The sequence below is a fragment of the Microbulbifer salipaludis genome (assembly GCF_017303155.1).
Taxonomy (GTDB): Bacteria; Pseudomonadota; Gammaproteobacteria; order Pseudomonadales; family Cellvibrionaceae; genus Microbulbifer; species Microbulbifer salipaludis.
Genome location: NZ_JAEKJR010000002.1, coordinates 2,048,925 through 2,069,556 on the forward strand (window position 1 = coordinate 2,048,925; position 20,632 = coordinate 2,069,556).

General features: G+C 57.2%; 18 protein-coding genes. 4 read left to right on the plus strand and 14 right to left on the minus strand.

Annotation, left to right across the window (positions count from 1 at the left end):
* Positions 1-5: 5 nt before the first annotated feature.
* Positions 6-206, minus strand: a complete 201-nt coding sequence (locus JF535_RS14350) for a hypothetical protein (RefSeq protein WP_207003280.1) — start codon at positions 204-206, stop codon at positions 6-8.
* A 189-nt stretch (positions 207-395) separates the two neighbouring features.
* Between JF535_RS14350 and JF535_RS14355 the strand changes: the two genes are divergently transcribed.
* Positions 396-1,022 carry a histidine phosphatase family protein gene (locus tag JF535_RS14355; RefSeq protein ID WP_277987249.1) on the plus strand — a complete coding sequence of 209 codons (627 nt, stop codon included), beginning with the start codon at positions 396-398 and terminating at the stop codon, positions 1,020-1,022.
* A gap of 66 nt (positions 1,023-1,088) precedes the next feature.
* Here JF535_RS14355 and pepN read toward each other — a convergent pair whose 3' ends face one another.
* Both pepN and ggt read right to left on the minus strand, forming a co-directional pair.
* A complete protein-coding gene (pepN, locus tag JF535_RS14360) occupies positions 1,089-3,731 on the minus strand; it encodes an aminopeptidase N (RefSeq protein ID WP_207003284.1) in 2,643 nt (880 codons plus the stop codon).
* Positions 3,732-3,756: 25 nt separating this feature from the next.
* Positions 3,757-5,496: a gamma-glutamyltransferase gene (ggt, locus tag JF535_RS14365; RefSeq protein ID WP_242523844.1), complete on the minus strand. Its 1,740-nt coding sequence runs from the start codon at positions 5,494-5,496 to the stop codon at positions 3,757-3,759.
* Positions 5,497-5,585: 89 nt separating this feature from the next.
* Here ggt and JF535_RS16970 point away from each other — a divergent pair, with 89 nt between their 5' ends.
* The 3 genes from JF535_RS16970 to JF535_RS14380 all read left to right on the plus strand — a co-directional run bounded on the left by JF535_RS16970 (position 5,586) and on the right by JF535_RS14380 (position 9,552).
* Entirely contained in the window at positions 5,586-8,777 is a 3,192-nt protein-coding gene (locus tag JF535_RS16970; protein WP_207003286.1) for an intermembrane phospholipid transport protein YdbH family protein, read from the plus strand.
* Between the two features lie 164 nt (positions 8,778-8,941).
* Positions 8,942-9,154: a YnbE family lipoprotein gene (locus JF535_RS14375; RefSeq protein ID WP_422880011.1), complete on the plus strand. Its 213-nt coding sequence runs from the start codon at positions 8,942-8,944 to the stop codon at positions 9,152-9,154.
* A complete protein-coding gene (locus JF535_RS14380; protein WP_242523845.1) occupies positions 9,154-9,552 on the plus strand; it encodes a YdbL family probable chaperone protein in 399 nt (132 codons plus the stop codon). The genes JF535_RS14375 and JF535_RS14380 overlap by 1 nt, the downstream gene beginning before the upstream one ends.
* 151 nt (positions 9,553-9,703) lie before the next feature.
* On the opposite strand, the gene rpoS is transcribed toward JF535_RS14380, so the two are convergent.
* The 11 genes from rpoS to JF535_RS14435 form a co-directional block, all read right to left on the minus strand.
* Positions 9,704-10,780 (minus strand): RNA polymerase sigma factor RpoS, encoded by a 1,077-nt coding sequence (gene rpoS, locus JF535_RS14385; protein ID WP_242523846.1) that lies wholly within the window; start codon positions 10,778-10,780, stop codon positions 9,704-9,706.
* Between the two features lie 266 nt (positions 10,781-11,046).
* Positions 11,047-11,880 (minus strand): peptidoglycan DD-metalloendopeptidase family protein, encoded by an 834-nt coding sequence (locus tag JF535_RS14390; RefSeq protein ID WP_242523847.1) that lies wholly within the window; start codon positions 11,878-11,880, stop codon positions 11,047-11,049.
* A gap of 209 nt (positions 11,881-12,089) precedes the next feature.
* Positions 12,090-13,040, minus strand: coding sequence for a DUF368 domain-containing protein (locus JF535_RS14395; RefSeq protein WP_207003288.1), 951 nt, complete (start codon positions 13,038-13,040; stop codon positions 12,090-12,092).
* A complete protein-coding gene (locus JF535_RS14400) occupies positions 13,040-13,711 on the minus strand; it encodes a protein-L-isoaspartate(D-aspartate) O-methyltransferase (RefSeq protein ID WP_193754314.1) in 672 nt (223 codons plus the stop codon). Before JF535_RS14400 ends, JF535_RS14395 begins: the two co-directional genes overlap by 1 nt.
* Before the next feature lie 119 nt (positions 13,712-13,830).
* Complete coding sequence (gene truD, locus JF535_RS14405; protein WP_340674185.1) at positions 13,831-14,835, minus strand: tRNA pseudouridine(13) synthase TruD; 1,005 nt, start codon at positions 14,833-14,835, stop codon at positions 13,831-13,833.
* Positions 14,832-15,332, minus strand: coding sequence for a 2-C-methyl-D-erythritol 2,4-cyclodiphosphate synthase (gene ispF, locus JF535_RS14410; protein WP_207003290.1), 501 nt, complete (start codon positions 15,330-15,332; stop codon positions 14,832-14,834). The genes truD and ispF overlap by 4 nt, the downstream gene beginning before the upstream one ends.
* Entirely contained in the window at positions 15,329-16,078 is a 750-nt protein-coding gene (gene ispD, locus JF535_RS14415) for a 2-C-methyl-D-erythritol 4-phosphate cytidylyltransferase (protein ID WP_207003292.1), read from the minus strand. The genes ispF and ispD overlap by 4 nt, the downstream gene beginning before the upstream one ends.
* Positions 16,075-16,389: an FtsB family cell division protein gene (locus tag JF535_RS14420; RefSeq protein WP_066963393.1), complete on the minus strand. Its 315-nt coding sequence runs from the start codon at positions 16,387-16,389 to the stop codon at positions 16,075-16,077. Before JF535_RS14420 ends, ispD begins: the two co-directional genes overlap by 4 nt.
* A gap of 283 nt (positions 16,390-16,672) precedes the next feature.
* Complete coding sequence (gene eno, locus JF535_RS14425) at positions 16,673-17,959, minus strand: phosphopyruvate hydratase (protein WP_207003294.1); 1,287 nt, start codon at positions 17,957-17,959, stop codon at positions 16,673-16,675.
* A gap of 96 nt (positions 17,960-18,055) precedes the next feature.
* Positions 18,056-18,901, minus strand: coding sequence for a 3-deoxy-8-phosphooctulonate synthase (kdsA, locus tag JF535_RS14430; protein WP_242523848.1), 846 nt, complete (start codon positions 18,899-18,901; stop codon positions 18,056-18,058).
* Positions 18,902-19,003: 102 nt separating this feature from the next.
* The gene (locus JF535_RS14435) at positions 19,004-20,632 is read right to left on the minus strand and encodes a CTP synthase (RefSeq protein ID WP_207003296.1); all 1,629 of its coding nucleotides are present in this window, start codon (positions 20,630-20,632) and stop codon (positions 19,004-19,006) included.

The window sequence follows — 20,632 nt, forward strand, 5'->3', positions numbered from 1 at the left end:
TACTGTCAGGTAATCATGCGGCGCACACCAGTGGACACCACCGCACAGATACGCTTTGCGCACAGGTGCTTACACAGGGTAATGGATAGACAAATACAGAAGGAACGGAGCCACGAGGAAGGCACCATTGCACGCAGACCAAGCGCAGCGGCGGAATACATTCCACGGCGGCCGGGCAAGCACAACTGGATGACGATCTGGCTCATGAACTATCTCAGAAAATTATGATGGTTAAAACGTGACAGCGAACGACCAATAATATCGAACTAACTTTTGGTTGCAACCAGGATCTCGATTTTCTTTTCTTTTTGCATTGCCCATCAAGGCATGACCGCACTGGGCTGGCCCAATTCCGTTATCATGGACACACGCCCACGCTCAAGGAGACCAGTCCGTTGCACGAGATCATACTTATCAGACACGGGGAAGCTGCGAAGTCAGCAATGGATCCCGATCCGGGCCTGACGACACTCGGGCAACAACAGGCGCAGGCGTTGGTGGACATTGTCGGCGGCCGTTACCCCGGTGGTGAAGGCGTGCAAATCATCAGTAGCCCGAAATCCCGCGCTCTGCAGACGGCACTCCCCCTGGCGACACATTGGGGGCATGAGATTTTGCAGGCACCAGACGTGGTAGAAATCCCCTCCCCCGAGGGCATGCCACTCGCTCAACGTGGCGACTGGATCCGACAACTTCTTCACAGCGAGTGGGGCAGCCTGTCGGCCACCCAAGCGCTATGGCGGGAACGGCTGATCGCATTCCTGATGTCCTTGGGGTCCCACTCAGGAGAAGCCGCCGGAGGTCCAGATAGCACCTTCAGTGCTAACGCGCACACCTCTCTGGTTTTCTGCCATTTCATGGTCATCAACTCGGTGATTGCCCAGTTGCGGGGCGATGGCAAAATCACGCAGTTTTATCCGGACTACACCTCGCAGACCCACCTCAAGCTCGACAACGGAACCCTGTCCATCGTCGAACTTGGGCGAGCGCGCTCGCCTCAGGGCCAACACCGCATTCAGTGAAATCACGTGCCAAAGAAAAGGGGCCAGAGGCCCCTTCGTCTATATATGTGTATGTATGAAAAACCGCTAGGTAAGACTCTTGCTCACCACCTCATAAAGATCAGGCGATAACTCACCACTGTCGGCAATGCGCTTGAGTGCACCCTGTATCTGCTCCGCCTCACGGGCGCGATACTTTTTCCAGCGCGTGAGGGGCGTCACCAGCCGCGAGGCGATCTGCGGGTTCAATCCGTCCAGTGCAATGACCTGATCCGCCAAGAACTCGTAGCCACTCCCATCTTCACGGTGGAATTGCTTGAAATTCCGCATGGCAAAACCACCGATAACCGCGCGCACTTTGTTGGGGTTTTTCAGTTCAAATGCCGGGTGCGACAGCAACTGGCGGACACGCCCGAGGGAACCAAAACTGGCGCTACTGCTTTGCATGCCAAACCAGCTTTCCACAACCTGGGTATCGTGCTGCCACTGCTGATAGAAGGACGCCAGTCTCTCCTCGGCCACGCCTTCTGCACCGTACTCCACCAGGGCAGCCAGTGCCGCGGAAACGTCTGTCATGTTTTCGCCGCGCTCGAACTGGGCCTGTGCGAGTGTCAGCGCGTCCTCGTCGCCGGTGTTACACAGGTACGCCAGGCAGGTATTTTTAAGGCTGCGCTGTGCGATATCTTCCGCCGTAGGCTGGTACGCCTTGCGCTCATCCAGCGCGTGGTAGCGAGTCAGGAAGCGCGACTTGAGTGCCCCCGCAATGGTGCTGCGGACAAATTCCCGCGCGGCAACAATCGCCTCGGCATCAATTTCACTGCCCTGCTCTGCCATCTCCTGCGCACTGGGCAGGGTAAGCATTTTTGCCACCAGGGCGGGATCCAGCTCGGTATGCCCGAGCACCGCAGAAAAGCCATCAATAAGCGCGGTGGGAGATTCCAGTACGTCACCGGCCCGGTACTGTGTTTGCAATTGTTCCAGCGTCCTCAGCGCCAGGCGCTGGCAGGCATCCCAGCGGTTAAAGGCGTCGGTGTCATGCTGCATCAAAAACAGCAGTTGCGTGTTGCTGTAGTCAAACCGCAACTTTACCGGGGCAGAAAAGCCGCGCAGTAACGATGGCAGGGGGCGCTCGTTAATCCCATGCAAGGTAAACGACTGCGTTGCCTCGGTAAGGTGGAATACCTTTTCTTTACTGTCCGACTCATCCAGTGCAAGCGCATCTCCATTCGCACCCAACAAACCGACCGCTACGGGTATGTGCAGGGGTAGCTTCTCCTCCTGACCGGGAGTCGCGGGGGTATGCTGGTGAAAGGTGAGCGTGTACGTGGCATTTTCAGCGTCGTATTCGTCTTGCACATCCAGCACCGGTGTACCCGCCTGGTCGTACCAGCGACGAAACTGCTTCAGATCGGCGTTGTTGGCGTCTTCCATCGCCACAACGAAGTCTTCACAGGTGACCGCGCACCCGTCGTGACGCTCAAAGTACAAGTCACTGCCCCGGCGAAACGCTTCCGCGCCCAGAATGGTGTGGATCATCCGCACCACTTCCGCGCCCTTCTCATAGATGGTCAGGGTATAGAAATTGGAAATCTCCATATACGAATCTGGTCGTACCGGGTGCGACATGGGACCGGCATCCTCGGCAAACTGTGCCGTACGCAACAAAGTGACATCTTCTATGCGCTTGACCGCACGGGAATTCATGTCCGCAGAAAATTCCGCATCCCGAAATACCGTAAACCCTTCCTTCAGGCTCAACTGAAACCAGTCCCTGCAGGTGACTCGGTTGCCGGACCAGTTGTGGAAGTATTCGTGGGCGACGATGGCTTCAATACGTTGAAAGGCGGTATCGGTTGCGGTTTCCGGGCTCGCCAGAACACACGCGGAATTGAATATGTTGAGCCCCTTGTTTTCCATGGCGCCCATATTGAAGTGATCGACCGCGACGATCATAAAGATATCCAGGTCGTATTCACGGCCGTACACCTCCTCGTCCCAGCGCATGGAGCGCTTCAGCGAGGTCATGGCATGGGCGCACTTTCCGATATTGCGCGCCTCGGTAAACAGCTGCAATTTGACGTTACGGCCGCTGCACGTGGTAAAGGTGTCTTCGACATACTGCAGGTCCCCCGCCACCAGGGCAAACAGGTACGAGGGCTTGGCAAAGGGGTCCTCCCAGGTTACCCGCAACCGTCCGTCTTCGGTTGTACCGCTATCCACCTTGTTGCCGTTGGAAAGCAATACCGGGTAGGTGGCCGGTGCGACGATCGTTGTGGTGAAGACAGACATCACATCCGGACGGTCCGGATAAAAAGTAATCTTGCGGAACCCTTCCGCCTCGCACTGGGTACAGTACATACCATTAGAGAGGTACAGGCCCTCCAGCGAGGTATTGCTTTCCGGTGCGATTCTGGTCTGAATCTCCAGAAGAAACTCGGGCTTGTCGACGGTTAGCGAGAGACCACCGGCTTCCTCCCGAAAGCGCTGCGCGGGAAGCAAAGCCCCATCCACTGCAATAGACAGGAGTTCGAGGTCAATCCCGTCCAGCCACAGAGCGGGCAGACCGGCTTCATCATCCTTCACTGCATCGGGATTACGGCGCACCAGCAGCCGCGAGGTCACCAGGGTCGCATTGGGCTTCAGGTCGAACAGCAACTCGGTGCGATCAATCAGGTAATCCGGTGCCTGATAATCCTTGAGATAAATGGTATGGGGCTGAGCATTTTTCATTGGTTTACTTCACTTCACCTGTAGATTAATAGCCAGCGGCCTGGCCGTCTTTGCGGCTTTCCGAGGCACCGTGATACACGCCGTTTTCCGCCTTTAAAATGGCCTGGTACCCGCCGTAGGGCCCACTCTCAAAGCGAACCTGGTGCCCCATTTGAACCAGCTTGCGGCGGGTTTCCATGGGGAAGCCATCCTCCAGACTCAGATAGCCACCGTCTTGCATGATTTCATCGGTGGGCTGGCTGGAGCCGCTGTGCAGAATGCGCGGTGCATCTCCGGCTTCCTGCACGTTCATGCCGAAGTCCACCATATTGATCACGATTTGCGCGTGCATCTGTGGCTGAGTGGCACCGCCCATCACACCGAAACTAAGCCATGGTTTGCCTTCTTTGGTGACAAAGGCCGGGATAATGGTATGGAACGGACGTTTGCCGGGCGCATACTGGTTGAAATGACCCTCTTTCAGGCTGAACATTTCTCCGCGATCCTGCAGGATAAAGCCGAGCTCCCCCGGGGTCATACCCGAGCCCATTCCACGGTAGTTGCTCTGGATCAGAGAAACCATATTACCGTCTTTGTCGGCGGTGGTGAGATAGATGGTATCGCCATGACGCAGTGCGACGTTGCCGGCGTCGTAACGCTTTGCGGCCTTGTCCGGATTGATCAGTTTGCGTCTTTTATCTGCGTAGGATTTGGAAATCAGCTCTTTTACCGGCAGCTTGTTGAAGTCGGCATCCGCGTAATATTTTGCCCGGTCTTCAAACGCCAGCTTCTTTGCCTCCGCAAACAGGTGTACATACTCGGGACTCAGGCGGCCCATTTTGTTCAGGTCATACCCTTCGAGAATGTTCAGAATCTGCAGCGCAGCGATACCCTGGCCGTTGGGCGGCAGCTCCCAAACGTCATAACCTCGGTAATTGGTAGAGACCGGCTCCACCCAGTCAGACGTATGACTGGCGAGGTCCTCATAGGAAAGAAAACCGCCATTGGCCTTCATGTACCGATCAATTTCCCGGGCGATATCGCCTTTGTAAAACGCATCGCGACCACCATCGGCTATTTTCTGCAGGGTTTTGCCAAGACGGGGATTGCGAAACATCTCCCCCTCTTTAGGCGCACGCCCACCTGGCATATAGGTCTCGCGAAAGCCGGGAAACTTTTCCAGAATCGGCACAGAGCGATTCCAGTAGTAGGCCACCAGCTGGGTCACCGGGAAACCTTCGTTGGCATAGTCGATGGCGGGTGCCAAAAGCTCACTCATTGGCAACTTGCCAAATTTCTCGTGCAACTCAAACCAACCATCCACGGTGCCGGGTACCGAGACTGGCAGTGGCCCATGCGAGGGTATTTTTTCCAGGTTATTGTCAGCGAAATAGCGAAATGGCAGAGACTTGGGTGAGCGACCACTGGCATTCAGGCCATGGAGCTTTTTGTCTTCCGCGCTCCACACAATGGCAAACAAATCCCCGCCAATGCCGTTGCCCGTTGGCTCCATCAATCCTTGCACCGCATTCGCCGCAATTGCGGCATCCACGGCACTGCCACCCTTCTTCAGGATATCCAGCGCCACCTGGGTGGCAAGGGGCTGACTGGTGGCAGCCATTCCCCGGGTTGCCAGTACCGGTGAGCGGCTCGCGAACCCTTCACCATTTACACGGTCATAGGCACTGACACTGCCGGCCACACACAGGGTACCAACCAGCGCCACGGTAATCGCAGCAAGGAAATCCCGGCGCTTTCGGCCACCTGAGAGGAAAACTGTCATCATGTATTTCACAAGTACTGCCCCTTTCATTATTCTCAAAACAAGTTTCTCTATTTAGACGTTGCTTCTCAAGTCGGTCAACAGAGGTTTTTGTGCGCACTGCCACCCGCCGCTTTATCCTTATTGCAGGAATCCTGCTGTTGCTCCTGCTGGCGGGCGTTTCTGGCTGGCTTTCACGGCACCACTGGATCCCTCCTCTCGTCAGCGGCCAACTGGACGGCGTTACACTCAGTGAGATCCGTGGCTTCACCCTGGCCCGCCAGAAGCATCAGGTTAGCGCACACATCGCGTATTTGGCGCTGCACACCGATGAGGGCCTGCACATCGGTATTGAAAACCTGCAACTCACCCAGTTGCACGCTGTTCTGAGCAAACGCCGCGCAAGTGTTTCAGCGCCGCCGCCCCGGAGTCAACTGCAGATCGCCCGGCTGGAATTGCGCTCTCCCGAGCCCCAGCAAGGTGATACGCGCAAACCTACCGCTCCGGATCTCGGAACCCACTCTTCCAGCCAACCCCCATCGCCCGAATCGTCCAACTCACCCACGGCAGAAACAGCCGCCGAAAATGGAATTTCCATTAGCGACACGCTGCGCACTCTGCAAAACCTTCCACTGCGTACAGTCGAAATAAGGCATATCTCTTGGCCGGATAAATTTGACGGCGACCTGGCACTGAACCTGCTGAACACCCAGCACACCTTGGGCGCAGAACCGCGGATCACTGGCGAGATCACCAGTTCCCAGTGTGCCGACTGCACGATCCGCTGGCAGTTTGTGGGGACAGAGAAGCACCGGGCAAATCTGGCGCTTTCCCTGCAGCACACGGACAATCCGGTCGCGAACATTGAAATCGGACTGGCCCCGACAGAGACACAGTTGCCGGGAGATGAACGCTGGGCGCTACAAGGTCGAATCCGTATCAGCCCGCAACAGGCAGGCCCACTGCTAGAGCGACTGGACCTCAACCTGACAGGCACGCCAGGCACAAACACACCCATAGACTGGACTGCGCTCGTCCAGTCCATAACAGGCCCCGTTGAGCTGGGCCTGACCGGCGAACTTCCGGACACCATTCGCGGCAGTGCAGACCTGCGCAATCTCCGCGGGGCGCTGATTGCTTCGACATTTTCGGCAACACTACCACGCAATATCGCCGGCGCCCCGCTCGTAGTGGAATACTCGGCCAATGCTCCCCTGATCCTGGGAATCGCCACCCTTTCCCCACTTGCGCTGGACACGGTGCGCGGCGCCTTTACCCTGCGGGTCGCCGTCAAGCAGGCATCACAGCCAGCACAACTGGCCCTCGACACACCGCTGCTGGAGACCGACATCCAACTCAGTACCGAACGACAAATCCCCAAAGCTGTCTTCCGTGGCCACTACAACCTGGGTCAGCTTGCCCCGCTCATCGCCAGCACAAAGTGGCAATCCGCCTTTGGACAATACCGGGTCAGTGACGTATCGGGCCAAACCCTCTTCTCAGGGCGTACCAATCTGCCATCACTGGAAAGACTGGCAAACAACAAAGCAGCTTCGAAATCCACGACAGTACTCAGCGATTTTTCAATGCAGGTTACCGCCGTGGAGCCCCTGGCGTTTCGTCTGTCGCTGCCGCAGCAGGAAAATCCGCTGGCGGCGATCGGATGGAAAAGCGTCGCCGGGCAGATTCAGATGCAGCAACCCCTGACTCTCGACGCGGACAAGATACCGGGCATCATGCTGGCTAAAATTCCACAACTGGAACTCGAAGCCACCGCGTCCGGTGCATCTCCTGGGCATACCTCGCTACTCTCGGGAGAACTTGTCGATACACAGTGCGCCAATCTTTCGCCCCTGGATTGCACCTTTTCATTGACGGCGCAGTTGAGCAACCTCGATTTTGCCGATGCGGCTTCCGCACTGCAGAACCTCACACTGGAGACTGCGGGTGCCATCTCACTCGCCGACGCCACAGAAAGCGCACGAGTCACCCTCACTGATCTCAACCTCGCGGCGCAATCGCTCAGCTCCGGGCCAGTCATTGTCTCAAACCCCGAAATGTTTTCACCGCAGGCTGACTGCACGCTAAAGCCGCAACTGACGCGCTGTCACAGCCCCCGATTGGCCCTGAACCTCGCGCCACTCCGCTTAGCAGAAAATCAGATTGAAGGCGCCGTTTTCTTGCACGATGCCGCCCTCAACAACAAGGCAGGGAAAAAACACGGGTTGGAGATTCGGGCAGACTATAAAGGGGACGACCTCAAGATTCAGGCGCTCGAACAGTTCCAGACCCGTATCGACACCAGCGGAAACATCGCCCTGTCTGACGGCCAGGTATCCGGTAATGGCACGGTTTCCACTGGCCCAATGGAAATGACAACAACATGGAATCACAGCCTGGAAACAGGCCAAGGCAAGCTGCAACTGGCTTTGCCCGAAACCACGTTCTCACCCAACAACAGCCTCGATCGGGCAATCACCGGTTTGCCCGTCAATGTCGTCGGCGGTGTGCTTTCGGGAGGAGTACAACTGAACTGGCCGGACCAGGGGCTGGGTAAAGCCCGCATCGCCATGCGGGACATCGGTTTTCAACTCAACAAAAGCTTTGCGTTGGGCGTGAATACAGAAGTGACATTGCAGCAGAGCGGTGACGAATGGATTACTACACAGCCCGCGCCGGTCTCCATCGATACCATCGATGCCGGTATTGCGCTCAAGAACCTGCACTTTTCCGTCGCAATGCAACCCGGGGGTGAGCTCGCGCTTAAAAATTTTGCCGCCGAACTACTGGAAGGCGCCTTGACGTCTGACGAGCTGCGCTGGCATTTAGGGGGCGAGGAGCGCCGCTCAGAACTACAGTTTACCGGGGTGTCCATTCGTGCCCTCGCCCGGGAAATCGAGTCCGAGAATTTTGCCGCCAGCGGCTTGCTCGACGCCACAATTCCCCTGGTCACGGACCAGCAGGGCATCACGATCGAAAACGGCACAGTTCAGTCCCGCCCGCCCGGGGGCCGGCTGCGTTACTACGGCGCCTTCTCCCCCGCCATGCTCGGCAGCAATCCCCAGCTCAAACTGCTGGCCGGTGCGCTGGAGGATTACAACTACCGCGACATCCATGGCACCATCAACTACCCCCTGAGCGGTGACCTGCTGCTTAACCTGAAGCTAACCGGGCGCAGTGATGCGATCGACGCCAACCGGGATCTCATTATCAACCTCAACCTGGAAAACAACATTCCAACCATGCTGCGCTCATTACAGGCCAGCCGAGACCTGACCGATGTTCTCGAGAAGGAGGTACGTTAGTGCAGGGGCCCCGTTGCGCAGAACACCGCTTCTTTCGGTACACTGTTCAGTTACGGTTAATCTCACAGTATCTATAGTAATCATCATCCGCCGTCCGGTGCGTCCGCGATACCGGCCTGGCAGTACCAGCCTGAGCAAGTGCTCAAGTAAAACGGGAGTATCCAGTGAATCAGACAGGAATCCTCAAGCGCGCGGCTCTTTGCCTGCTGTTGGCGCTTGGCTTCACGGCCACCAGCGGCTGCACGCCGACCGTTGCCGTGCAGGCACCCAGTGAACCTATTACCGTGAATCTGAACGTGAAAATCGAACACGAAATCCGCGTCAGGGTAGACAAAGAGCTGGACGACCTGTTCGAAGATAAGGAGGGCATTTTCTGATGAATCTGAATCTGACGAACAAAACTCTGACCCACGCAACAAGGAAGCCGTTACCCGCCATGAAGCCACTGCTTAAAAAACTATTTTCAGGCCTCTTTGCGCTCACACTGCTGATCGCACTTCCCGCCAGCGCCATCTCGCTGAAAGAAGCACAGAGTAAAGGCCTGGTGGGTGAGGCCAACAGCGGATATATCGCTGTGGTTCAGGGCAGCTCCCCGGAAGTCAACGCACTTGTGGCGGAAGTGAATGCCAAACGCAAGCGGGAGTACGCAGCCATCGCCAAGCGCAATAACATCGATATCAGCCAGGTGGCCGCGCGCGCGGCAGAAAAGTTGGAGTCCCGTTTGGCCAAAGGCGAGTATTATCAGGACAACTTGGGACGCTGGAAGCAGAAGTAGGCCGGAATGGATTCGAGTCACTGGGAAACTGACATGAAAAAGCCCGCAACCTTCCGGTGCGGGCTTTGTTGTACGGAATGAGAGGGCTGCTCTCCAGCGGGCGAAGCCACCGATCTTTGGCAGCAGACTGCCAGCAGACCGGCGCAGTCGGTCAGAGATTGGCGAACAGGGACATACCATCCAACCCCTGACTTTCCATCACTTCCCGCAGGCGCTTGAGCGCGTCCACCTGTATCTGACGCACGCGCTCGCGGGTCAGACCAATTTCACGCCCCACCTCTTCCAGAGTGCTGGCTTCGTAGCCACGCAGTCCGAAACGACGGGAAACCACTTCACACTGCTTGTCCGGCAGTTCACTTAACCAGCGATTGATACTGTCGAACAGATCCTTGTCCTGCAGTAGCTCCGCGGGGTCAGACTCCTGCTGGTCCGGGATGGTGTCAACCAGCGTTTTTTCCGACGATGGGCCAATTGGTGTATCCACCGAGGTGACGCGCTCGTTCAAGCCGAGCATTCTCTCCACATCTTCTACCGGTTTTTCCAGCAGATTCGCGATTTCTTCGGCACTGGGCTCGTGATCCAGTTTCTGTGCCAGTTCGCGAGATGCGCGCAGATACACATTGAGCTCTTTCACCACGTGAATTGGCAGACGGATGGTCCGCGTCTGATTCATGATGGCGCGCTCAATGGTTTGTCGAATCCACCAGGTGGCGTAGGTTGAGAAGCGGAATCCGCGCTCGGGGTCGAATTTTTCGACGGCGCGAATCAGACCGAGATTACCTTCTTCAATCAGATCCAATAAAGCCAATCCACGACTGACATAACGGCGGGCGATTTTTACAACCAGTCGCAGGTTGCTTTCAATCATGCGCTTGCGCGCAGCCGCGTCACCTCGCAGGGCCTTACGGGCGTAGTAAACTTCTTCCTCTGCAGTCAGCAGAGGGGAAAAACCGATTTCGTTGAGATAAAGCTGGGTAGCGTCGAGGTTCTTTTGCCCGTGGGCATCATCCGTTTTGCGGATGGTTGTTTTTTGCGTTGAGGTCTTAGCGGTAGTTTTCGCTGAGCTTGATTTATGAGAGATTGTTTCAGAGTTTTTTTTTGCCGTTTTACTGGGAGTACGGCTCTTCTTGGTTTTGGTTTCTACGATGGGTTCAGCCCGATCCACTGTCTCGGGTGAAAGATCTGTTCTGGCGCCGAACGCCAATTGATCGTGTCGTTGTGCTTCCATTTCCCCAACTCCTTGTACTTTGCCTGTATCAGCCGCGTTGACAGCTCGCGATCGCTGAATCGGTCGCTGTCATTTGCGACAGCCTCCGTTCCCGGCAACTCACCTTCCAACATCGTGGTGAGCAGTGTCACTGCAGGGCAGTTGGTGCCGATCCCGGTGACTACCTCAAGTGGTTATAAATAAAAGTCCATTTTTATTGCACAACAGCATTAGGCAATGGGGGAATTGTGCACCGAGGTAAGCAGACACTTCCCGGGTAAAAACCCTTAAGGGAGGTATGCCAACGGGTCTACCGGCTGACCATTCCGACGAATTTCAAAGTGGAGCATATCGCGGTCGGTACCACTCGAACCCAGTTCCGCTATCCGTTGCCCCGCCTTGACCTTCGCACCCTCACCAACAAGTAGTTTGTCGTTGTGGGCATACGCACTGAGGAACTCCTCGCTGTGCTTGATGATCAAAAGCTTGCCGTACCCTCTCAACGCACTTCCGGCGTAAATCACTGTGCCATCCGCTGCTGCCTGAACAGATTCCCCCTTTTTCCCGGCGATATCAACACCCTTGCGCAGGGGGTTGTTTGGCTGGAAGCGGGCAATCACCCTCCCCTTCGCAGGCCACCGCCAATTTATGTCAGTTTTGTTACTGACCTTTTTTGACGGTTTCCTCGTCACTTTTGGTGCACTTTTTTTAACAGCGGGAGGCCGTGCGGAAGCAACTTTACGGGTCTTCGCCGGTGCAGCCGGAGGCTGCTGCACGACCGCGGGAGGAACCCGACCATTCAGTTTCAGACGTTGCCCGGGGAAAATCCGGTAGGGCGCAGGAATCCGGTTTATATATGCTAACTCTTTGAAATCTTTACCATATCTCCAGGCAATCGAATACAGGGTTTCGCCGCGACTAACAGTGTGATGGTGAATTCTTTGGCTGGGCGGCTGCCCAAGTGAAGACGTTGGGGCAAGATTACTGGCGCAGCCCACCATGCCAAATACGAACAGGAATACGGCAATTATTTTAAACACGGCAAGAAAAGAGTGACGCGAAAAACACCCCATAATTCTGGCGATGGCGGAGTTTTTTTGATGATTTTTGCGCCGTTTCATTATTCTCTTTTTACATCAAAGGGGTACATTTATGGAAAAAGTGTCTAAAGAAAAGTGCTGATTTCCCCCTCATCGGCGGCGAAAAAATCTGGCCACCCTTCCCCTTGGAGTCAAAAGCTTTTCTCCAGAACAGCGGTCACGTCAGACCCGTAAGTCAGGCGACAATTCCCGCTGCGGAAGGTCACACCGGGCTTGTGCGCCTTTTCCTGTTATCGGTGTACGACTTTTCCGACAAAGCGCCAGTGTAGCCACTCAAGCCCCAGCACTAACACCACCGCAAGCAGCGCTGCGAGAACCGCTTCCGCTATAAAGGAAGGCTGTCCAGAACTTGCGGCAAACTGGGCGGGCAGCACATTGGACATCAAGGGGGCAACTTTGTCCCCCACGCTGGCGGAGCCCTCTACTGCCAATTTCCAGGGCCAGACGATTTTCAAGCTACCCAGTAAGACCCCCACCAGAAACGTCAGTGTCACGGAAGGAAATCGGTGCATGAGCCAGGAGAGCAGACGGCTAAACAACAGCAGGCCGGCGATGGCACCAGCGGCAAACCAGGTGAGTGCACTGAGCTGCAGCTCATGCACTGCCGCAATGACCTTGGGATAAATACCGATCATCAGCAGAATAAAGGAACCCGAAATCCCCGGCAGGATCATGGCGCAGATCGCCAGAGCACCCGAGAGAAAGAGGGTATAGGGGTTAGCGGGGACTTCCGTTGGGCGCATTTCACTGATCAACACTGCCAGTGCCACACCCAGTAACAGTGCCAGCCAACACGAGGCGCTCCAGCGGGGCACCCGGCGCATGATGGGCACCACAGACGCGAGTATCAGTCCGAAAAAGAAGCTCCAGACGACAATGGGATACTGATCCAGTAGATAGCTAATCAGGCGCGCGAGACTGAAGATACTCACCAGAACGCCCGAGAACAGTGCCAGTAGAAACGTACCGTTAATCTGGCGCCAGGCGGCTGCAACCCCTTGCTTACGCAGAACAGTCAGTGTGTGGGGGCCAATCCGGCTGAGGGAGTCCAACAGTTCCTGGTAGATACCGGTAATAAAGGCAATGGTGCCTCCGGAGACACCCGGTACGACATCGGCCGCCCCCATGGCCAATCCTCGCGCAGCAATCCCCCAGTAGCGATTTTTCAGTAGCCCGGCCATCAGCGCACCACGCCGCTGAGCAGAGGAACGAACCGCACAGGCTCCGCCTTCTCCACATCAAACCGGCTGCCATCTTCGCTGCGCGTAACAATAGTCAGATACTGCCGGTCGCTCCCGACCGGTATCACCAGCACCCCACCCGGCGCGAGTTGCTCCCGCAGCTCATCGGGAACGCTGGCCGGAGCCGCCGCGCACAAAATTGCGTCGAAAGGCGCTTGCTCGGGCCAACCGAAGCCACCGTTGCTCAGGCGCATCTCTACATTGAAGATTCCCAGCTCCCGCATCCGTTGCCGGGCCTTGATCAACAGTGGCTCAACCCGCTCTACCGAGTACAGCTTGTCGACCAGGCGGGCCAGGATGGCAGTCTGATATCCGGAACCGGCGCCAACCTCCAGTACCCGCGCACGGGAGCGGGCACGACTCATCAGCAATTCGGTCATGCGCGCGACGATATAAGGCTGGGAGATTGTCTGTCCGTATCCGATCGGCAGTGCCGTATCCTCATAGGCACGAATGGCCAACGCCTCATCCAGAAACAGGTGACGAGGGGTCGACGCCATCACATTCAGCACTTCTTCGCTGCTGATACCTTCATCCCGCAGCCGTTGAATCAGGCGATTACGGGTGCGCTGGGAGGTCATACCCAGGCCTTCGTGTCTAAATCGATCCATAAGGACGCACAGTCTCCCTGCAAGCGGACCGCCGGCTACCGCTTCCAAAGCGGCAAATTTATAACGTCCGGCGATTGGCCGGGGCCACGATTGTGCCACCGGTCACATTTTGTTGTCGTTTATTTTATTGTGCTGGCGGACAGATTGGCTAGTTCCGCCAATTCCCGCAATACCGCCGTCGCAAAAGTGCCGGGCGGCAAGGCAAAATTGAGCGTGAGGTCGTCCCCTTCCCAGATGGCCTGAAACCCTTGTGGTGCCAGCAGTAACGCACGTCGCTCCTGGCTGAGACCGCAGTGCTCCAGCCAGTCACACCAAGGTTTCCACGGTGCCATCGCCGCCTCCTCCAGTGCCAGCTGCACATCACTGGACAGGTTGCGCCCCCGCCCCCACAGCGGCCCTGACCCTTGCGGCTGCGGCTCCCCACTGAGAGCCTCAAGCCAATTTCCCTGCCGGACACGCGATGCCAGTACCTGATTGAACAACCAGCTGCGCGCGGCGGACATGGCAAATGCTTTCTGGTTGCGGGGAACTCGGCCGCGTTTGCCGGCCTGCTGGTCGGCAACCAGGCGATTGACCAGGTCCAGGTTCCCCCCGTTGTGACCAAAGCGCTGCTCACCAAAGTAGTTGGGCACCCCGCCCGGCATCTGTGCCAGCACCTCGTTCGCCTTTGCCCGGTCCCCCTGTACATTGCGCAAGCGAATCTGGAACCGGTTCCCCAGGTGATCCCCACGCCGCAGTTTGCGCGACCCACGATAATGCTGCAGAACCGTGATTTCGTCACTGTTTACACGGTGCCATTCAGGCTCCGGTTTTTGCGCCAGCCACACGCTGAACCACTGGGTGGTGACCGCGTGGCGGTCCTTCAGCCCGTAATAGCCCACATCCTTGCTCTGCACTCCGGCCAGCTGTGCCAGTTGCTGGGCCACAAAGCCCGTGTTGGCACCGCGCTTTCTGATCTGTACCAGAACATGCTCGCCCTCTCCGGACGCGGTGGCCCGCTCTGGTGCCGCAATCTCATCCACCACGAAGTCTTCGGGCTCGGTGCGAAAATCAGCGCGAATGGCGGCACCGCCGAGAGCACGCGGCCAGTCGAGATCCCAGTGCTGGGTATTCACTTCCGTCACGAGGTCACTCCTGGGACAGAGCGCTGCTCTAATAGCACCACGGCCTGTGCCGCGATGCCTTCCTTGCGCCCGGTAAAGCCGAGCTTTTCGCTGGTAGTGGCTTTCACACTAATGGCGGTAATTGGGGTCTGGCAGTCAGCGGCAATGTTTTCCCGCATGGCGTCGATATGAGGTGCCATCCTGGGTGCCTGCGCGATCAGGGTGGCATCGGCATTGATTAACCGGTAACCGTGCGTGTGAATCAATGCAACCACATGCCTCAGCAATGCGCGGCTGTCGGCACCGGCATAACGCGCATCGGTATCCGGAAAGTGCTTGCCGATGTCGCCCAGCGCAAGCGCCCCCAGCAGGGCATCCGCCAGGGCGTGCAGCAGTACATCACCGTCGGAGTGGGCTACCAGGCCCTTTTCATGGGGAATGGTGACACCCCCGAGGACAACCTGGGTACCGGGGCCGAAGGCGTGCACATCAATGCCCTGCCCTATTCTGAAACTCATTGTTCGATTCCTGACTGTATTTGATCCAGTGTTTGCCGATGCTGCAGCAGGGCTTCCGCGAGCATGAGGTCGGCGGGATGTGTGACCTTGAAGTTGCTGCGGCAGGCTGCCACCAGTTCAGGTTCATCGCCTGCCAGCTCCAGTGCACTGGCCTCATCGGTGATGGCTTCCGGGTGCTGGGCGAGCCCGGCCTGCAATGCGCCGCGCAAGCGCTCGAGCGGGGCTTTCTGCGGTGTCTGCGCCAGCCAGATCTGCGCGCGCGGCAAGGTCTGGCTGACCCGGGGGCTGCCCTGATCGGCTTGCGTTCGTTTTACGGTATCACTGGCGGGCTGGGCGAGCAGCGCGATGGGGCCGGCGGACAGGAGTTTGGTGATATCGCCTTTACTGACCAGCGGGCGAGCCGCATCGTGGACCAGTACGGTGGTATCCGGTGCGGTGCGCGCACTTAAATACTGGAGTGCGGCGAGGACGGAATCTGCCCGCTCTGCGCCACCGGTTACGGTGTGAACTTTGGGGTCCTGTGCCGCCGCGAGGGTAGCAAACTCGTGGTCGTCCGCTGCGATGGCGACAACAACGCCGGCAACGCCGGGCCAGCCGAGTATGTTGTCCAGGGTGTGGGCGATCAGGGGTTTGCCAGCCAGAGGCAGGTATTGTTTGGGCTTGTCTGCGCCCATACGCTTGCCGGATCCGGCAGCGGGGACTATGACCCAGTAGCCCGTTTCAGGCGGGGTTTCTACGGTAGTCATTCTTTTTCTCGCTGTGACTTCCCAGGGTTCTTATGCTGGTCCTGGTCGAGAAAAATAAACAGGGTTTCACCTTCTTTGATGAGACCGAGGTCGTAACGCGCTTTGGCCTCGACGCCGTCCGTGCCTTCCTTGAGGCTGCGCACCTCGCGTAACAACTGGCGGTTTTCCCGCGCGAGCGCGGCATTTTTTTGTTGCTGCTCATCCAGTTGACGCTCGAGTCGCGTCACTTCGGCAAAGCTGCCCTCCCCCACCCACAATCGGTATTGGGTCATCAGCAAAAGTACTGTAAGGATTGCCAGCAGCCATTTCATTTCTTTTGTTCTCTTCTGGCTTTCGGGGTATCCACGGTTCTGATTCCGTGGCGGCTACGCCGCCGGTGGTTACTCGCTAGACACGCCGTAAACGCTCCCATCTGACCGCCATGGATGGCGGAAATGCAGATTTTGCAGGAGCAAAAATCTGCCATGGGGGCTCTGCACCGCCATCCATGGCGGTGCAGGTCTAGCGAGTAACCACCGGCGTCGAAGCCTTCGCATCGGAGTTTTGCTTTCGAACTCCGATGCGATTTACCGCCAGTTTACCGGGCTATCTGAATTACTTGAACTCAGCAATGCCACGGTAAGGCGCCTTGCCTTCCAGCTCGGCCTCGATGCGCAGCAGACGGTTGTACTTGGCTACGCGGTCGGAGCGACAAAGAGAGCCGGTTTTGATCTGGCCAGCAGCAGTAGCAACCGCCAGGTCAGCGATGGTGGTGTCTTCGGTTTCACCGGAACGGTGGGAGATAACGGCGGTGAAGCCGGCATCTTTAGCCATTTTGATCGCGTCCAGGGTCTCGCTCAGGGAGCCGATCTGGTTGAACTTGATCAGGATGGAGTTGCCCACGCCCTTCTCGATACCTTCTTTCAGGATCTTGGTGTTGGTAACGAACAGGTCGTCGCCCACCAGCTGGACTTTCTTGCCGATTTTGTCGGTGAGGATTTTCCAGCCGTCCCAGTCGCTTTCGTCCATGCCGTCTTCGATGGAGATGATCGGGTAGTTTTCAGACAGTTCCTGCAGGTAGGAGGCGAAGCCTTCGCTGTCGAATTCTTTGCCTTCGCCAGACAGGTTGTACTTGCCGTCTTTGTAGAATTCGGAAGAGGCGCAGTCCAGGGCGAGGGTAATGTCGTCGCCCAGTTTGTAACCGGCCGCTTCAACGGCTTCGGCGATCACTTTCAGTGCGCCTTCGTTGGACGGCAGGTTGGGAGCGAAGCCGCCTTCGTCACCCACGGCGGTGTTCAGACCTTGGGCAGACAGTACTTTTTTCAGCGCGTGGAAGATCTCAGCACCCTGACGCAGGGCTTCGGAGAAGGTTTTGGCTTTCACCGGCTGGATCATGAATTCCTGGATGTCGACGTTGTTGTCGGCGTGCTCACCACCGTTGATGATGTTCATCATCGGTACCGGCAGGGTGTATTCGCCGGCAGTGCCGTTGACTTCGGCAATGTGCTGATACAGGGGGATGCCCTTGGAGATGGCCGCAGCCTTAGCAGCAGCGAGGGAGACGGCCAGAATGGCGTTGGCGCCCAGCTTGGATTTGTTCTCGGTGCCGTCGGCGTCGATCATGGCCTGGTCGAGGGCGCGCTGATCGGTCGCGTCTTTGCCCACCAGCAGGCTGGCGATTTCGCCGTTGATGTTTTCTACCGCTTTCAGAACACCTTTACCCAGGTAACGGCTTTTGTCACCGTCGCGCAGTTCGAGGGCTTCGCGGGAGCCGGTGGAAGCACCAGAAGGTGCGCAGGCAGAACCTACCGCGCCGCACTCGAGAACCACATCGGCGTTAACGGTGGGGTTACCACGGCTATCCAATACTTCAAAAGCTTTAACAGCAACAATCTTGCTCATGTTTACAACGGGCTCCTTGTTAAACGGAAAAATGTGTCTGTGAAGTTGAGGTTTGGTGGCCCACTGCTCGGAGCCACTCGTTTTAGTTATTTGTTACTACTTGGTGTCCAGCGGCTCCAGGCCTTTTACCAGATCGTCCACGGCTTTCATCTGCGCCAGGAAGGGCTCCAGTTTTTCCAGGGGCAATGCACTGGGGCCATCGCACAGCGCTTTTTCCGGGTTCGGGTGCGCTTCCAGGAAAAGACCGGCGATACCGATGGCGAGACCGGCACGGCCCAGCTCGGTAACCTGGGCACGACGACCGCCAGAAGCAGCACCACCCGGATCACGCATCTGCAGGGAGTGGGTTACGTCAAAAATCAGCGGTGCGCCGCCTGAGGCGTCGATCATGGTGCGGAAGCCGAGCATGTCGACAACCAGGTTGTCGTAACCGAAACAGGCACCGCGCTCGCACAGGATGATGTTCTCGTTACCGCCTTCAGCGAATTTTTCCACCACGTTTTTGACCTGCGGCGGGCTCATAAACTGCGGCTTCTTCACGTTGATCACTGCACCCGTGGCGGCCATCGCGGCAACCAGATCGGTCTGGCGCGCAAGGAAGGCGGGCAACTGGATCACATCCACCACCTCGGCCACCGGAGCGGCTTGATGGGGCTCGTGCACGTCGGTAATCAGGGGGACGCCAAAAGTCTTTTTGATTTCTTCAAAGATCTTTAACCCCTCTTCCATTCCAGGGCCGCGATAGCTGTGAATCGAGGAACGGTTCGCCTTGTCAAAGGACGCCTTGAATACGTAGGGAATACCCAGTTTATCGGTCACATTGACATAGTGCTCGGCCACTTTCATGGCCATATCCCGAGATTCCAACACGTTCATGCCGCCGAACAGGGTGAACGGTCTGTCGTTGGCAACCTGCAGGTTGCCTACTTCAATAAGCTTCATTTTTATCGTTTCCCAAGCCAGAGATGCTCTGGGCATCGCTCAATGCGTTTTGAATTCACCAGACGCGACCGCGATTGTGCGGCCGTGCCTGGGGACCAACCATCAGGCCTGCTTGTGTTTCAGGGCTGCGGCAACAAAGCTCTCAAACAGCGGGTGACCGTCGCGCGGGGTCGAGGTGAACTCCGGGTGAAACTGACAGGCAACAAACCACGCGTGTTCCGGCAGTTCAACCATTTCCACCAGGGTGTCGTCCGCAGACCAGCCACCAATTTTGAGGCCGGCTTTCTGCAGGCGATCAACGTAATTGTTGTTGACTTCATAGCGGTGACGGTGACGCTCGACAATCACGTCCTTGCCATAAATCTCACGGGCCTTCGAATCTTTCGCCAGTCGGCATTCCTGCCCACCCAGACGCATGGTGCCGCCAAGGTCAGACTTTTCATCGCGTTTTTCGATATTGCCTTCGCTATCGATCCACTCGGTAATCAGGCCAATCACCGGGTGCGGTGACTTGGCATCGAACTCGGTACTGTTGGCCCCTTCCAGGCCGAGTACGTTGCGCGCGTACTCAATCACGACGGACTGCAGGCCCAGGCAAATGCCAAGGAACGGCACATTGTTTTCGCGGGCGTAGCGTACGGATTCCAGCTTGCCTTCCAGGCCGCGCTCACCGAAACCACCCGGCACCAAAATCGCATCGGCACCTTTGATCAGGTCCAGGCCATTCTCGCCTTCAACATCTTCCGCATTAATGAAATCGATATTCACCTTGACGCGGTTTTTGATACCCGCATGCACCAGGGATTCGATCAGGGATTTGTAGGCGTCCAGCAGCTCCATATATTTGCCGACCATGGCAATCTTGACTTCGTGCTGCGGGTTCAGTTTGCCGTCAACCACGGCGTCCCATTCGGACAGGTCGGGCGCGTCGGTGTCGAGCTGGAGTTTTTCCACCACAATTTCGTCCAGACCATATTCGTGCAGCATGCGCGGCACGCCGTAGATAGTCTTGGCGTCGGGCAGCGGTACCACCGCGCGCTCTTCCACGTTAGTGAACAGCGCGATTTTGCGGCGGGAGTCGTCGTCGATGGCGCGCTCGGAGCGGCACAGCAGGATGTCCGGCTGCAGGCCGATGGAGCGCAGCTCTTTCACCGAGTGCTGGGTAGGCTTGGTTTTGGTTTCACCGGCTGTGGCGAGGTAGGGCACATAGCTCAGGTGCATCAGCAGGGCACGATTAGTCCCCATTTCCACACGCAGCTGGCGCACGGATTCCAGGAACGGCTGGGATTCGATATCCCCCACGGTACCGCCGATCTCGACGATGGCCACGTCCACGTCGCGGCCGCCTTCAATCACCCGGCGCTTGATCTCGTCGGTGATGTGCGGAATCACCTGCACGGTGCCACCCAGGTAGTCACCGCGGCGCTCTTTGCGCAGCACAGTTTCGTATACCCGGCCGGTGGTGAAATTGTTGCGCTTGGACATACGCGTGCGAATGAAGCGTTCGTAGTGGCCCAGATCCAGATCCGTCTCGGCGCCATCTTCGGTCACGTAGACCTCGCCGTGCTGGAAGGGGCTCATGGTGCCCGGATCAACGTTGATATAAGGGTCGAGCTTCAGGATAGTGACCTTCAGGCCACGGGCTTCGAGGATAGCGGCCAGAGAAGCGGAGGCGATACCTTTCCCCAATGAGGAAACCACGCCGCCAGTGACAAATATATAGCGCGTCAT